Origin of the sequence: Mangrovivirga cuniculi, from assembly GCF_005166025.1 — a bacterium.
Lineage (GTDB): Bacteria > Bacteroidota > Bacteroidia > Cytophagales > Cyclobacteriaceae > Mangrovivirga > Mangrovivirga cuniculi.
This window is the reverse complement of record NZ_CP028923.1, coordinates 2207080-2223036: the sequence shown is the minus strand read 5'-3', so window position 1 is coordinate 2223036 and position 15957 is coordinate 2207080. Positions and strand designations below refer to the sequence as shown.

Below are 15957 nucleotides of genomic sequence, written 5' to 3'. Positions count from 1 at the left end.
TAAACAATTAAGCTACAATATAGGAAAATTATTTCTTTTTTAATCGAAAGATATTATCGCAAAGAATTCCTGTGGCAACAGCAGCATTTAAAGATTCGGTCATACCAAATCCGGGAATAGATATTTTATTCTTGCACAAAGATTCCACCTGAGAAGATATTCCATGACTTTCATTTCCAATAATTAAAAACCCTGCTTTGGGTAGGTCTGCTAAGGAGTGAATATTTTCACCACCAAGCAAGGCGCCATATGAGGGAATATTTGGGTTATTATTTAATACATCAGCTATATTGCTATATACAACATTAACCCGGGTAAAAGATCCCATTGTCGCACTGATCACTTTGGGATTATAAAAATCCGCTGATTCCTGTGAGCATACCACATTTTTAATGCCGTACCAATCTGCAATGCGGATAATAGTCCCAAGGTTCCCGGGGTCTCTTATATCATCTAATAGTAGAGTCCATGTATCATTTTTGATATCCACCTGATTTTCTGGAATCTCCGCAATTGCAAGCCCGGCATTATTTGTTTGATAAAATGAAATAGATTCAAGTTCGTTCTCTTTAACTATTTCAAGTACACTACTTACATCTTGTATGTCTGAGGTGTTAATTGTATTAAAAAACGAAGATGTAAGGTACAGTTTTTCTATCTTTACAGTGGAATGAAGTAACTCATTAATATTTTTAGCACCTTCGACTAAAAACCTTTGAGTTTTCTTCCTGTATTTTTTTAATTGCAATTGTTTTATTCGTTTAACAGCATTTTTAGATAGCATAGGCCAAATTTGAATAAGTATAATCTAATAATATTGCCCCTTATTACCCTTCTGTTATCAGGCTGTCTAGGCACTCGTTATTTAGAGGATAATGAAAAGCTATTAGTTAAAAATAAGATCAAAGGTGAGGTAAATATACCAAATAGTGACATTGAACCGGTAATTATTCAAAAACCAAATAAAAAATTACCTATAATTCCATTTGCCATTTACGTATGGTTTTATGAAACCGGTGAAAGATATTATGATGTAGATGAGACCCTTGAAGAAAAGCAAGAAGTGATCGAAAAATACAATAGTAGAATTGAAGCTGCTGAAAAAGAGAAGAAAAAGAACAAACTACAAAGAAAAAGACGTAAAAAAGTATCTAAGATAGATAAGAAGCTGGAGGAAGGTAACTTATTAATGCGTTGGGGAGAGCCCTTAGCAGTTTATGATAGTTCTCTTTCGGAAACTTCAGCCGCCGCAATTGAGCAGCTTCTAAAAAATAAAGGATATTTCAATGCAAAAGTAGATTATAACATAGATACGGCCAGCAACAATGAAAAAGTTACAGTTACTTATGAGCTTAATCCACAAGCCAGGTACCTGATTAGAGATGTATCCTACGACATTCAGGATTCAACATTAAAAGAAACTTTATCAAAAGCTGAAGACATAAAAAATATCAAGACTGGCATAGCTTATGACCAGGCAATTCTCATAAACAAGCGAAATGAACTTGATGCTTATCTTAAAAACCATGGTTACTTTAATTTTAACAGGGAATATATCAGGGCAACCGTAAAAAAATATGACTCTTTGAATGTAGTAGATATTAACATCAACGTTCTGAACCCGGAAAACAAAAGTTCCCACAGCCTTTATAAAATAGATTCGGTAACTATGGTTACTGATTCAGATGTAAAAACTCAGGAAGAGCAACGACAAAAGATATATTACAGGGGAATCAGTTATAAGTATTTTGAAAAGACATATTCTTCCAAAGTTTTAACAAGTCGTATTTTTGTAAAACCCGGACAATTATATAGCAGAGAAAATATTTTTGATACTCAGAGACAGTTAGGAACACTTGATATGTTCAGGACTATTAACATAACCTATGACACTCTAGGTGGAAATATTGATGTATTTATATCAGTTACCCCGTTGAAAAAATTTCAGATGGCGAATGAGTTTGGTTTGGGCATTAATATAAGCCAGGGTGTTCCGGGACCTTTTTATAATCTAACTTTAAAAAACAGGAATACATTTGGAGGACTTGAGATACTGCAATTAAATGCAAGGGTTGGTTTTGAGAGAGTGGCTACTGAAAATGAGGCTAATAATGAGTTCTACAACAACAATGAATATGGAGCAAATTTAAGTTTAACATTTCCTCAGTTTATTCTTCCTTTGGGTGAAGCAAGAAAAACAAACATGGGTAAATTAAACCCGACGACTAAAATTTTAACAGGTTACAATTACGTATCAACTCCAGAATATCAACGGGAAAATATTAATTCATACATTTCCTATCAATGGTTTAAGAATCAGAAAAACTATTATAATTTAACCCCTCTTGAAGTATATTTAATTGACTCAGAAATCAAAGATTCGTTGTTTCAGGCCAGATTAAGGGAGCTTGAATTACAAGGAAATAGCTTGATCAGAAGTTTTGACCCATCTTTTGTCAGCGCAACCTATTTTACTTTCACCAAAAACATTAACCAGTACGGGCAGGGAAGCGATAATAATTCTGCATATTTTAGATTATTACTAGAGCATGGTGGAATAATACCGGAATTCAATAGCAGCTTAACCTTTTTTAAATATGATAAGGTCTCAGTCGATTTTCGTCGATTGATAGTCTTTGATGAACGGACTCAGTTAGCTTATAAAATCAAAGGTGGGATTGCTGTACCATATGGATCAGGTAGTGATAATCTTGCCCCCTTACCTTATGAAAAATACTTTTTCACCGGGGGAGTAATTCTATAAGAGCCTGGAGATCAAAAAGACTGGGTCCCGGAGATTATCAACCCTTGTTTTTTGTAGGAGATACTGATTCTTTAGCATATGATGATAGATTTGAACAACCAGGCGAGATTTTATTAGAAGCAAGTATTGAATTCAGACAAAACCTGGCAGGTTTTATAGACATCGCATTTTTTATCGATGCAGGAAATGTCTGGAGATTGAAGGATGTCAATCTTAACCCCGAAGGAAGCGCTAATACTGAAAATGGGAAATTCGAATTTGAAAATTTCTATAAAGAAATAGCTGTTGGTAGCGGAGCCGGTCTCAGATTAGACTTTTCCTATATTGTTGTTCGATTTGATGTCGGTGTCAAGATCCACGATCCGGGCAGAGCTGAGGGGAGAAGATTCATATGGGACGAAGGATTCACTAAATATCCATACAACACCAGAGCGGCAAATCCATTTGTCCTCAATATTGGTGTTGGATATCCTTTCTAAATAGAAAAATCAGGAATACTAAAACATATCTGAGTACCTTTTTTCTCTTCTGATGAAACTTCTATTTCACCATCCTGTGCCTCCACAAAATCTTTACATAAATTTAATCCAAGACCTGTTCCAGCTTCCTGAAAAGTGCCTGGCTTAGATAAAACGTCATCTTTACTGAATAGATTATTAACTGTTTCTTTGTTCATACCTACACCATCGTCTTTCACACAAAGCCAAAGTACTCCACTCCTAACTTTAGCAGTAACAATAATTTCACCATTTTCATTGGTGAATTTGACTGCGTTGCTTACCAGATTCCTAACCACTGTTTTTAACATATTATTATCATAACGAACAGTGATTTTTTCATCTACATTATTGACAAAAGTAATATTCTTAAATTTAAGATCCATATCAATAAGCTGAGCACAACTATCTACCATTAATCTCAAATTCACTGATTCCGGTTTTGGTTTAATCCCACTCATTTGACTTTTTGCCCATTGTAGTAGGTTCTCTAAAAATGATTGAATCTTTACTACGTCCCTGCTTAGATTACCCGCTAGCATTTTCAATTCATCAGCGCTTAGATTACCACTTGCTAATAGTCTTAACACAGATCCAAATGAATTTAATGGACCTCTGAGATCATGGCTAATTATAGAAAACAGACGGTCTTTCACCGAATTTAACTGTAATAATTCATCTCTATGTTTCCGAATTTGTTCTTTTTGGTTATTTATGTCGGAAGTTCTCTGAGCGACCATTTCTTCCAGCATTTTATTTCGCTTCTTAAGAGCATTTACCCTGCTACGTTGAATAAATAAGAAAAGCAAAATGATAATTCCCGCCAGGAGAATAATAAACCAGAGTTTTTTATAAAAATACTCTGCCTTTTCTATGGAAAAGGATGCAGCATTTTTACTTTGGACGCCATCACCATTTATGGCTCTCACCATAAAAGTATATTCTCCTTCCGGAATGTCATTATAAAAAGCAGATCGGTTATTCCCTCTTTTAATCCATGTCTCATCATACCCATCCAACATATATTCGTATGAAACTTTATCAGGTTGACTGAGACTAATTCCTGTAAATTGTACCTCAAGCCTGTGTTTCCCGGGACTGATCTTTATATTTTTATTTTCATCTACACTTTCACCATCAAGAATTATATTTTCAATGTGTATAGCAGGCGGTGATAGATTTTGTTTTATCTCTGAAGGATAGATTATGGATATACCCCGGGAAGTAGATACCCAGGTACCACCATTTTCATCCGCAAATCCAATAGATAAAGAGGCAATTTCATTAGATAACATACCATCACTTCGAGAATACATCTTTGCAGATGGCAAAGAGGATGTATTCCCATGAATAAAGTTTATTAACTCTTTTTCATTGACTCGTAATAAACCGTTATTAGTAGTAAACCATAGGTCTCCCCTCTTACCTTTTATGATCTGAAAGACAGTTTGTTTTAGGATGTTTTTATTGTCAGTAATAAACTTTGGTTTATGGCCTTCTATTTTAAAAAGTCCCAGAATAGAACCAAATATTAAAGTTCCATCATTCAATTCCGTTGCTCTGAAAACGATATTTCCATCATTTGCATCATTGTCTGCTATTTTAGAAACTGACTTTTCCTTTATTCTAAAAAGCCCCTGCCCATTGGTACTAACCCATATGGTTCCTTTTTATCCCTATATAAATTAAGTATCCATGAGTCTGCTAAATCAGAATCATTTGAAAACAGTTTTACTTCATCATTTCTTAAATTATATAAGTAAAGACCTTCAACTGTCCCTATCAATAAAGAGGATTCATCATATTTGATTATATCTCTAATTTTTTCAGATTTTAAGTCACTATTCAAGCCTATTTGTTTAACAATCTGACCATCTTCAACTTTTATTATACCACTATAAGAAGCAAGCCATAATGAATTATCATTTTCTATATAAATATCTCTTACATCTATACCTTTGGTAGAAGTTAAAAAATGAAATTTACCGGAATAAAATTCTGCAACACCATTTTGGGTACCAATAAAGATTTTTTCATCACCTTTAATTATAGCATGTACACTATTTGAAGGTAACCCTGGTATTTGGTTATGTTAATGAAATTACCTCGTTTAAATCTTATTAATCCCTGATCATTGGTACCAAACCAGTAATTCCCTTCAAAATCCTCGATAATAACTTCGATAACTCCTGTTTTGAGTCCGATATTCTCCCCCACATAATACCCTGAGCTACCATCTAAAATTGCCACTCCGGCATCAGTACCAATAAATATTTTACCGCCAACGTCTTCGAAAATATAGGTAACCTCATTCCCTGGAAGATCATTTTGATTATACTTTGACAAGGACTCATCCCTTAAAGTATATAATCCGTCAGTACCTCCAAACATAACTGATCCATTTGAAATGCCATAAACTGCATTCCATTCTATCGATGGTAAATAATTATTCAATAAATTCATCGATTGGTCAAAATGAAAAACCCCATTTGCCAGGGTGGTAATAAAAACATTATTTCCCAATACATAAGTATCTGTAACGGTAACCTTTGCTATTTCCGGGTGATCAACATTACGATATTCACCTGTTGTTTTGTTAAAGAATAAGACTCCCTCTCTTGTTCCTAACATAAATTCTTTACCAAAATCAGAAATTGAAGTGATAACTCCATTTGAAACATCTTCTGGTATGAAAGACTGAAAAGTATCATTTTCATATTTCAAAAGCCCCTGGCCATTGGTCCCTATCCAAAGACTACTATCTGTATTAGAATAATAAAGAGACAAAAAACCTGATGATTTTATTGATGCATGAGTAGAAAAATTAAATAGTTCAATATCATAACCATCGAATTTACAAAGTCCATTATATGTCGCAAACCAAAGGAACCCATTTTCATCCTGGATAATATCCCTGATAGAATTGTTTGGCAATCCGTTATCTGAATTCCAAATATCTGCCTGGTAATTCAATAATGAGAAATATGATGGTAGATCACTTCCATTATTATCCTGGGACCTTAATGGAATTATTGAAAGAATCAGAGCAAAAAATATCTGCGGGAGCAGCTTAAAATTCATACTATTTATAAAAATGTTAACTTCACAAATATATAACCAAATTCCTTTAATTAAAATTTTTATAACAAATGTACAATAAAAAAAAGACTGCCCTTTCAGACAGCCTTTTTATAATTAGTATTTGATATTATTTTATCTCAAAAATAACATCTCTCTGTATTTCACTAGAGGCCAATCTTCATCATCCACAAGCAGTTCGAGCTTATCTACATGATATCTGATTGAATCAAAATATTTAATTTTGACATCATCGCAATAGGCAATTGCCTTTTCTTCAAGATCTTCAATCTTGTTGATTCTCTTTCTTTCATTGGTCATATCCTTAATACCAGAATTGATTGCAGAAATATGTTCTGATATTTTTTCGATATTCTTAACTACTTCAGTATTATCAACTCCAAGTCCTTTTAATCCATTCGCATTCGCAATCAACTTGTTTTGATAGTTAACTGCAGTTGGAATAATATGATTTAATGCCAAGTCTCCAATCATTCTGGATTCGATTTGAATCTTCATGATATAATTTTCAAGCATTATCTCATGACGTGCATCAAGTTCAACTTCATTACATACATTATGTCTGGCAAAAAGTTCTTTAGATTCTTTTGTTACATAAGCATGTAGTGCTCTAGGAGTATCTTTAATATTAGGCAAACCTCGTTTTTCGGCTTCTTTTACCCATTCATCCGAATAACCATCACCCTCAAATCTTACTTTTTTCGATTCTTTAATATATTCTCTAAGGATATTAATTACCGCCAGTCTTTTCTCTGTTCCGTTCTTAACTTCTTTCTCAACAGCTTCAGCAAACTTAGTTAACTGATCTGCAACCACGAGATTTAAAGCTGTCATTGGCTGAGCACTATTAGCTTCTGAACCAACTGCTCTGAATTCGAATTTATTACCTGTGAAAGCGAAAGGTGAAGTCCTGTTTCTATCAGTGTTATCAAGAATGATCTGAGGAATTTTATCAATTCCCAGCTTCATATACATGTTATCACCTTTTTTCAGCTTGATGTTACCATTCTCTTCAAGCTCATTAAGAACCGCAGTTAACTCGCTACCTATAAATACAGAAACAATGGCTGGAGGAGCTTCGTTAGCACCCAATCTGTGATCATTACCAGGAGAGGCGATACTAGCTCTTAAAAGTTTTGCATGGTCATCGACGGCTTTGATAGTACATACAAAGAAAGTTAAAAACTGCAGATTCTCTCTAGCACTACTACTTGGCTGGAAAAGATTTACTCCATTATTAGTAATAAGTGACCAGTTGTTGTGTTTTCCACTTCCGTTTAATCCTTTAAATGGCTTTTCGTGGAATAAGATCTTGAGCTTGTGCTTCTCAGAAACCTTACCCATTACATCCATTAATAACTGATTGTGATCTGCCGCAATGTTTATTTCTTCGAATACCGGAGCTACCTCAAACTGACTCGGTGCAACTTCATTATGACGAGTTGTTACAGGTATTCCTAATTTCAGACATTCGAATTCAAAATCCTTCATGAAGTTTCTAACTCTTGAAGGAATAGATCCGAAATAATGATCATCCAATTGTTGTCCTCTTGCAGGATCATGACCAAAAACAGTTCTACCACCCATTACCAGGTCAGGTCGTGCAGCATATAATGCCTCATCTATGGCAAAATACTCCTGTTCTACACCTAATACCGGAGTCACAGAAGTAACATTTCTATCAAATAATTTACAAACTCTGGTTGAAGCAATTCCTACAGCTTCCATTGCTTTCAATAATGGAGCTTTATTATCCAGTGCTTCACCAGTATATGAAACGAATACAGTTGGTATACATAATGTTTCATCAATTATAAACATTGGGGAAGATGGATCCCATGCTGTATAACCACGTGCTTCAAAAGTAGAACGGATCCCTCCATTTGGAAAGGAACTTGCATCAGGCTCTTGCTGAACAAGCTTTGAACCTTTAAATTTTTCAATTTCATCTAGTGGGTCGAAAAAACCATCATGTTTCTCAGCTGTTGACCCTGTTAAAGGTTGAAACCAGTGAGTGTAATGAGTTGCACCTTTATTTAAAGCCCAGGTTTTAACTGCAGCTGCAACAGCATCAGCAGAATCTTCATCGATTTTTTTACCTTTAGAAATAGCATTTTTAACTCTCTTAAATACATCAGGAGATAATGTTGCTTGCATTTGCTTTAATCCAAATGTATTTTCTCCAAAATAAGATGAAGCAGGTTTTTCCGGGAAATCAGGAGTAATCAGCTCCCTGTTTCCGAGCTGCTCAAGAGCTTTTTGTCTTAATGTAGCCATAAATTTATTTTATTGTCCAGTTAGTTTATTATTAAGTTACCATAAAAATGATGTACCAAAAATAACCCTTATTTTTTATCAATTGCAAAAAAATTGTGTTTTTCACCTGAATTTTTCACCCAAAAAAAGTGAATTTTCAAAAAAACAGCATCAAAGAGATAAAAAAAACAATGAAATCAGTGAAAAAGCATATTTTTTGATAAAATGTATAATTATGGAATTTTAACGATGTAATATCTTCAATCACCCTTATCCCAATTACTTTATAGTAAATAGTATCATTTTTAGTAATTTTGCGCCATGAGCAAAAAAGTAGCGTTTTATACATTAGGATGTAAATTGAATTTTTCTGAAACCTCTACTATTTCAAGACAGTTTGAGGATAAAGGATTTAAAAAAGTTCCTTTTACGGACACGCCGGATATATATATAATTAACACCTGTTCTGTCACTGATAATGCAGATAAAAAATGCAGAAAGATAGTGAGAGAAGCTCGTTCCATATCACCTGACGCTTACATAGCTATCATAGGTTGTTATGCTCAGTTAAAACCTAAAGAAATCTCAGAAATAAAAGGTGTGGATGCAGTTTTAGGTGCCGCAGAAAAATTCAGGTTAATTGAATTACTTGATGGCTTTATAAAAGAAAAGGAAACCAGAGTACTGGCTTCTGAGGTTTCAGAAGCAAAAGACTTTGTTCATTCTCATTCAATAAATGACAGAACCAGAACTTTCCTGAAAATTCAGGATGGATGCAACTACTTGTGTTCATTTTGTACGATTCCACTTGCAAGAGGTAAATCCAGAAGTGATACTATAGAAAACATTCTAAGTAAGGCAAATGAAATTGCTCTGACTGATGTTAAGGAAGTAGTCCTGACAGGGGTAAACACTGGTGATTACGGGATTGTCGATGGAAAAAGAAAATATCGATTTTTCGACCTGGTTAAAGAACTTGATCAGGTTAAAGGTCTGGATAGAATAAGAATATCTTCTATTGAACCCAATTTATTAAGCAATGACATTATAAGTTTTGTTGCCGAAAGTGAAAGATTTGTCCCACATTTTCACATACCACTTCAATCAGGAAGCAATAAGATCCTCAAGTTAATGAGGAGAAGATATCTCAGGGAATTATATGCAGAGAGAGTTTCAAAGATAAAATCATTAATGCCTGATGCATGTATCGGTGTGGATGTAATTGTGGGGTTTCCTGGTGAAACTGATGAGGATTTTATGGAAACCTACAACTTCTTGAATGAGCTTGATATTTCTTATTTACATGTATTTACATATTCAGAAAGAGCAAATACTGATGCTATAGAACATCAGGATGTTGTTCCGATGAAAACTCGTAATAAGAGGTCTAAAATGCTAAGAATTTTATCTGAAAAGAAAAAAAGGCATTTTTATGAGTCTCAAATAGGAAAGAATCAGGTCGTTTTATTTGAAGACGACGTAAGCGATGATGGTATGATGCATGGTTTTACAGAAAATTATGTTAGAGTCTCCGCAAAATATGATCCTGTTTTAATTAATGAGTTAAAGAGGGTGAGACTTGATAAAATTGAGGAAGATGGCAGGGTATCAGTGACAGAAATAGAAAATGAAGTGTTGGCTCATTAAAAGCCAACACTATTTATATCAATGAATCTAAGTCTTTAATTCCTAGTGAAGAATTAGTTGTAAACCCTTCACCATATTTCACACCCACCTTATGACCGAATTCCCTTGCTCTTGCTTCGAGAAACTCTATAAATCCAGGTTTGGAAATAAATGTTTCAGGTTCATCGGGATTAGTTGATTGATCACCTGTAAAAAACTGGGTTTTAAAAGCTTTCACAGATTCCATCTTTTTATCCCAAAATTCACTTACATCAACAATGAAATCCGGTTGGATAAAATCATTTTGTATAAAATGATATACTTTCTCAGGCCTCCAGGCTTCCTGGGAAAGACCCTTATCATCAAAAGTTTCTATTTTGATCAACCCGGATAAAAATGCAGAGTCTCGTACAAGTTCAGCAGCCCTTCCATGATCAGGGTGACGGTCTCTAACAGCATTTGTGAGAATCACTCTTGGCTGGAACTTCCTGATTACCTTAATAACTTTCTTTTGAAACTCCGGAGTGTTTGCAAAGAAGCCATCAGGTAGATCGATACATTCTCTTACATCAAGATCTAAAATAGCAGAAGAGGCAGCAGCCTCTTCTGCTCTGGTTTTATCTGTCCCCCTGGTTCCCAGTTCTCCACGCGTAAGATCTATCACACCAACTTTCTGTCCAAGGGATTTATGTTTTAATAATGTACCAGCACATGACAGTTCTACATCATCTGGATGAGCCGCTATGGCCAGAATATCAATTTTCATAATCTTATTTAAGGTTATGATTTAGCTACTTCTTCTTCCATTTCTTTTGCAGCAAGGAACCTTTCTGCATCAAGAGCAGCCATACACCCTGATCCTGCAGCTGTTACAGCCTGCCTGTAAATAGAATCTTGTGCATCACCACTTGCGAAGACACCTTCAACATTAGTTAAAGAAGATTTGCCCAGCGTTTTGATATATCCAGTAGATTCCATATCCACATATCCTTCAAAGATCTCCGTATTTGGTTTATGTCCTATAGCAACAAAGAATCCCTGAGCTTCAATATCGTATTCTTCACCAGTAACATTATTTTTAACTCTTGCACCGGTCACTTCCTCATCTCCAAGAACCTCTACTGTTTCAGTATTCCATAGTACTTCGATATTATCTGCATTATCAACTCTTTTCTGCATGATGGTACTCGCTCTCATTTCATCTCGGCGTACGAGCATATATACCTTATTCACGAGTTTTGACAGATAAGTAGCCTCTTCACAAGCAGTATCACCACCACCTACTACTACTACATCCTGACCTCTGAAAAAGAATCCATCACAAACTGCACAAGCAGAAACACCTTTACTATTAAGTCTTTGTTCAGACTCCAGGCCGAGCCATTTAGCTGATGCCCCAGTAGAAATAATTACAGCCTTAGCCGTAATCTCATGCTTGTCATCAACTATTAATTTATGAGGATATCCTGAAAAATCTACTTTGGTAACCATACCATATCTGATATCTGCTCCAAATCTCTCAGCTTGTTTCTGGAAATCAACCATCATTTGAGGACCGTTGATCCCATCCGGATATCCCGGGTAATTTTCAACATCATTAGTGATTGTTAACTGTCCTCCGGGCTGACCTCCCTGATATAAAACAGGCTTTAATCCTGCTCTAGATGCATAAAGAGCTGCAGTATAACCTGCTGGCCCGGAACCGATAATTACTAAATCAATATTTTCTGTAGTCATTATAATTAAATAGTTATTACACTTTTGTTAAAACAAACTATAGTCCTAAACGGAAAAGTTGCCGTAAAGTTAAAAAAAAAGGTCTCAAATTGAGACCTTTTTCCTTAATGTAAAATTTTTATCATATTATCCAAGATATGTTTTCAATGCTCTGCTCCTACTAGTATGCCTAAGCCTTCTAATTGCTTTTTCTTTTATTTGTCTTACCCTTTCCCTTGTGAGATTAAATCTCTCGCCAATTTCTTCAAGAGTTAATGCGTGCTCTCCATTGAGCCCAAAGTAAAGCATGATAACGTCTGCTTCTCTTGCAGTTAAAGTAGAAAGAGCCCTTAATACTTCTCTTCGAAGAGAATCACTCATTAATTCAAGATCCGGCTTATCTTCACCTTCATTCTCGAGAACATCTAACAGGCTATTTTCTTCTCCCTGGCTAAATGGTGCATCCATCGATACATGGCGACCACTAATCTTCATAGTATCTACTACTTCACTGGCAGTTATTTCAAGCACGTCTGCTAATTCTTCAGGTGAAGGCTCTCTTTCATATTTTTGTTCCAGATCAGAGAAAGTCTTTGATATCTTATTTAAAGACCCTACCCTGTTTAATGGTAATCTCACTATTCGTGATTGCTCAGCTAATGCTTGTAAAATTGACTGTCGGATCCACCATACGGCATATGAAATAAACTTAAATCCTCTTGTTTCGTCAAATCTTTGAGCAGCTTTGATCAAACCAAGATTTCCCTCGTTAATCAAATCACCCAGGGTAAGCCCCTGATTCTGGTATTGTTTTGCTACTGAAACTACGAACCTAAGGTTGGCCTTGGTTAATTTTTCTAGTGCTAGTTGATCTCCTTGCTTTATACGTACAGCAAGCTCAACTTCTTCATCCGGTGATAACAGATCTACTTTACCAATCTCTTGTAAATATTTATCAAGAGACTGACTTTCTCTGTTAGTGATTTGTTTACTAATTTTAAGTTGTCTCATTCGTTGTTTTTTATGATCCCACCTTAAATATAATCCGTGAAGACTAATTCTACCAACAATTAATTAGCAATATTTCAAGTTATTTAAAAATTAATTGGGATCTACTAGACACTTTCCAGAATATAATTTTGGTTTGCCTCTTAACAAAAGGAACGTGTTTACCCATGGGATAAACAATTGAAAATATTAGACAAACACTAAATTGTTAACGATCAGAAGATAAATTATAATTCAAACCTGTTTAAATACAAATTTAATTTATCGGATTATTCTTGATAAAATTGAAGAGTCAAGAGTTGACCATCCAGAATATTTTTGAATATTTTAAAGAAATATCAAAATCAACAAAAATTGAAAAATAAAAAGAGGGCTCGAAGCCCTCTTTCCAATCACTTAAATTATTATTATATAAATTACTTATTCCTTGTTTTGACGCTCTTTTCGAGGTGGCCTAGGAAGAAGTGCTTTTCTTGATAACTTAAATTTACCGGTCTTCTTGTCGACATCTAACAACTTAACCTGTATTTCTTCACCGATTTCGAGAACACCATCCATGTTTTCTACTCGTTCCCATTTAATCTCTGAGATGTGAAGTAAACCTTCTTTACCAGGCATAAATTCGATAAATGCACCGAAAGGCATAATAGATTTTACTGTACCTGTATAAGTTTCACCGACCTCAGGAAGAGCAACAATAGCTTTTACTCTATCAGCAGCCATCTTCATTTTATCCTTATCATTGGCAAAAATATTTACTAAACCGTGATTATCTTTTTCTTCAACAATGATTGTGGCTCCTGATTCTTTTTGAATTTCCTGGATGATCTTACCACCTGGCCCGATAACAGCTCCTATTTGATCCAGACCTATTTTAATAGTTTCAAATCTTGGAGCATGTTCTTTGTAATCTTCTCTAGGTGCAGAGATCGTTTTATTCATTTCTTCAAGAATGTGCAGTCGACCTCTTTTGGACTGCTCTAATGCTTCTTTAAGAATTTCATGAGATAATCCGTCTATTTTGATATCCATCTGACAAGCAGTGATACCATTTTGAGTACCGGTAACTTTAAAGTCCATATCTCCCAGATGATCTTCATCTCCAAGAATATCACTTAAAATTCTGTATTTACCAGTTTCAGGATCACTAACCATACCCATCGCAATACCTGAGACAGGATTAGAAATAGGCACCCCAGCGTCCATCATTGCCATTGCTCCTGCACAAACAGTAGCCATGGATGAAGAACCATTAGATTCAAGAATATCAGAAACAATTCTTATTGTATATGGATTATTCTCATCAGCTGGCACCACTTGCTTAAGTGCCCTTAGAGCAAGATTTCCGTGACCAACTTCTCTTCGACCAGGACCTCTGTTAGGTCTCACCTCACCAGTTGAAAACCCTGGGAAATTATAGTGTAATAAAAATTTATTTGTACCACTGTATACTGCTCCATCGATCATTTGCTCATCGAGTTTAGTACCGAGAGTACATGTTGTTAGAGATTGAGTCTCTCCTCTGGTAAATACTGCTGATCCATGAGCTGAAGGAAGGTAATCTACTTGAGACCAGATTGGTCTCACTTCATCAAATTTACGGCCATCAAGCCTTAAACCTTCATCAAGCATCAGATTTCTGCAAGCTTCCTTCTGGATATCCTTGAAATACATTCCGATCAACACCTCATCGAATTCACTTTCTTCGCCGAGGCTGTCAATAAATTCATCTTTGATGCTTCTAAACATATCAGACCTGACATCCTTGTTAGCATGCTGCTGTTTAGCGATAGCATATACTTTAGGATAAAGCTCCTGATGCATTTTATCTTTTAAGCCTTCATCGTGTTCTTCGTGGCTATATAATCTTTTTTCTGATGACCCAACCTCTTTTTCAAGTTCCAGCTGAATTTCACATTGAGTTCTAATTGCATCATGAGCCACTTTCAGAGCTTCAAGCATTTCATCTTCCTGAACCTCTTTCATCTCACCCTCTACCATCATGATATTATCTTTGGTAGCAGCAACTATAAGGCTGATATCACTTTCTTCAATTTCTGATATCGGAGCGTTAATTTTCCATTCACCTTCTCTCCTGCTTACTCTGACCTCTGATATCGGGCCTCCGAAAGGAATATCAGAAACTGCAAGGGCCGAGGAAGCTGCTAAAGCTGCAAGGGCATCAGGTGAAACATCATCATCGCTAGATATTAACTGGATCATTACTTGTGTATCCGCATGATAATCATCCGGGAACAGAGGCCTTAAGGCTCTGTCTACTAATCTACTGATCAACACTTCGTGATCAGATAATCTTCCTTCTCTTTTCAGGAAACCACCAGGTATTTTTCCAGCTGCAGCAAACTTCTCCTGATAATCTACACTTAACGGTAGAAAGTCCACCCCTTCTTTTGCTTCTTTACTGGATACGACAGTGGCTAATAACATGGTATCTCCAAGACGAACAACGGCAGATCCATCGGCCTGCTTTGCTAATCGTCCTGTTTCAATAGTGATTTCTCTTCCATCCGGCAGTTGGATGGTTTTTATAATTGATTTAGGAATCATAAAGAATTGAAAATAATATTTAAAATTTTATTTTGATGGAGTTCAGACTTCAGACGAGAGCAATATAATAAAAAAAGAGGGAATCCTATTAGAATCCCCTCTTTTGTTCTTTATTTTCTCAACTTAAGCTCCTTTAGGATTGCTCTGTATCTTTCGATATCAATTTCCTGTAGATAGTTAAGAAGTCTTCTTCTTTTACCTACCAGTCTTAATAATCCTACTCGAGTTGAGTGATCTTTTTTATTATTCTTCAGGTGGTTAGTCAAATGTGTAATTCTGTACGTGAATAACGCAATTTGTGATTCAGCAGAACCTGTATCATCTTTTGACTTTAACCGACCATGATTTTCAAAGATCTCTTGTTTCTTTTCCTTTGTTAAATACATGACTAGTTAAATTTTAAATGAGGTGCAAAATTATATT

At 35.3% G+C, this 15957-nt stretch carries 13 protein-coding genes; 3 read left to right on the top strand and 10 right to left on the bottom strand.

Annotation, left to right across the window (positions count from 1 at the left end; genetic code table 11):
- Nucleotides 1–28 precede the first annotated feature (28 nt).
- A complete protein-coding gene (locus DCC35_RS09725) occupies nucleotides 29–784 on the bottom strand; it encodes an RNA methyltransferase (protein WP_137090605.1) in 756 nt (251 codons plus the stop codon).
- A 9-nt stretch (nucleotides 785–793) separates the two neighbouring features.
- Here DCC35_RS09725 and DCC35_RS09720 point away from each other — a divergent pair, with 9 nt between their 5' ends.
- Both DCC35_RS09720 and DCC35_RS09715 read left to right on the top strand, forming a co-directional pair.
- Nucleotides 794–2764, top strand: a complete 1971-nt coding sequence (locus tag DCC35_RS09720; RefSeq protein ID WP_137090604.1) for a POTRA domain-containing protein — start codon at nucleotides 794–796, stop codon at nucleotides 2762–2764.
- 44 nt (nucleotides 2765–2808) lie between these two features.
- Nucleotides 2809–3243: a BamA/TamA family outer membrane protein gene (locus DCC35_RS09715; RefSeq protein WP_246070200.1), complete on the top strand. Its 435-nt coding sequence runs from the start codon at nucleotides 2809–2811 to the stop codon at nucleotides 3241–3243.
- On the opposite strand, the gene DCC35_RS09710 is transcribed toward DCC35_RS09715, so the two are convergent.
- The 4 genes from DCC35_RS09710 to DCC35_RS09695 form a co-directional block, all read right to left on the bottom strand.
- Nucleotides 3240–4811: an ATP-binding protein gene (locus DCC35_RS09710; protein WP_137090602.1), complete on the bottom strand. Its 1572-nt coding sequence runs from the start codon at nucleotides 4809–4811 to the stop codon at nucleotides 3240–3242. The genes DCC35_RS09715 and DCC35_RS09710 overlap by 4 nt on opposite strands.
- Before the next feature lie 71 nt (nucleotides 4812–4882).
- Nucleotides 4883–5110, bottom strand: coding sequence for a hypothetical protein (locus DCC35_RS09705; protein WP_137090601.1), 228 nt, complete (start codon nucleotides 5108–5110; stop codon nucleotides 4883–4885).
- Nucleotides 5111–5307: 197 nt separating this feature from the next.
- Nucleotides 5308–6342, bottom strand: coding sequence for a ligand-binding sensor domain-containing protein (locus DCC35_RS09700; protein ID WP_137090600.1), 1035 nt, complete (start codon nucleotides 6340–6342; stop codon nucleotides 5308–5310).
- Between the two features lie 132 nt (nucleotides 6343–6474).
- Complete coding sequence (locus DCC35_RS09695) at nucleotides 6475–8637, bottom strand: glutamine synthetase III family protein (protein WP_137090599.1); 2163 nt, start codon at nucleotides 8635–8637, stop codon at nucleotides 6475–6477.
- Nucleotides 8638–8937: 300 nt separating this feature from the next.
- Here DCC35_RS09695 and mtaB point away from each other — a divergent pair, with 300 nt between their 5' ends.
- On the top strand, nucleotides 8938–10263 hold the full coding sequence (gene mtaB, locus DCC35_RS09690) for a tRNA (N(6)-L-threonylcarbamoyladenosine(37)-C(2))-methylthiotransferase MtaB (RefSeq protein ID WP_137090598.1): 1326 nt from the start codon (nucleotides 8938–8940) through the stop codon (nucleotides 10261–10263).
- Nucleotides 10264–10276: 13 nt separating this feature from the next.
- Here the strand turns inward: mtaB and bshB1 are convergent, their stop codons facing one another.
- The 5 genes from bshB1 to rpsO form a co-directional block, all read right to left on the bottom strand.
- A complete protein-coding gene (gene bshB1, locus DCC35_RS09685) occupies nucleotides 10277–11008 on the bottom strand; it encodes a bacillithiol biosynthesis deacetylase BshB1 (RefSeq protein WP_137090597.1) in 732 nt (243 codons plus the stop codon).
- A gap of 14 nt (nucleotides 11009–11022) precedes the next feature.
- Nucleotides 11023–11979 (bottom strand): thioredoxin-disulfide reductase, encoded by a 957-nt coding sequence (gene trxB, locus DCC35_RS09680; protein ID WP_137090596.1) that lies wholly within the window; start codon nucleotides 11977–11979, stop codon nucleotides 11023–11025.
- A gap of 126 nt (nucleotides 11980–12105) precedes the next feature.
- The gene (locus DCC35_RS09675) at nucleotides 12106–12969 is read right to left on the bottom strand and encodes a sigma-70 family RNA polymerase sigma factor (protein ID WP_137090595.1); all 864 of its coding nucleotides are present in this window, start codon (nucleotides 12967–12969) and stop codon (nucleotides 12106–12108) included.
- Nucleotides 12970–13386: 417 nt separating this feature from the next.
- The gene (gene pnp, locus DCC35_RS09670) at nucleotides 13387–15534 is read right to left on the bottom strand and encodes a polyribonucleotide nucleotidyltransferase (protein WP_137090594.1); all 2148 of its coding nucleotides are present in this window, start codon (nucleotides 15532–15534) and stop codon (nucleotides 13387–13389) included.
- A 110-nt stretch (nucleotides 15535–15644) separates the two neighbouring features.
- The gene (gene rpsO / locus DCC35_RS09665; protein ID WP_137090593.1) at nucleotides 15645–15920 is read right to left on the bottom strand and encodes a 30S ribosomal protein S15; all 276 of its coding nucleotides are present in this window, start codon (nucleotides 15918–15920) and stop codon (nucleotides 15645–15647) included.
- Nucleotides 15921–15957 lie beyond the last annotated feature (37 nt).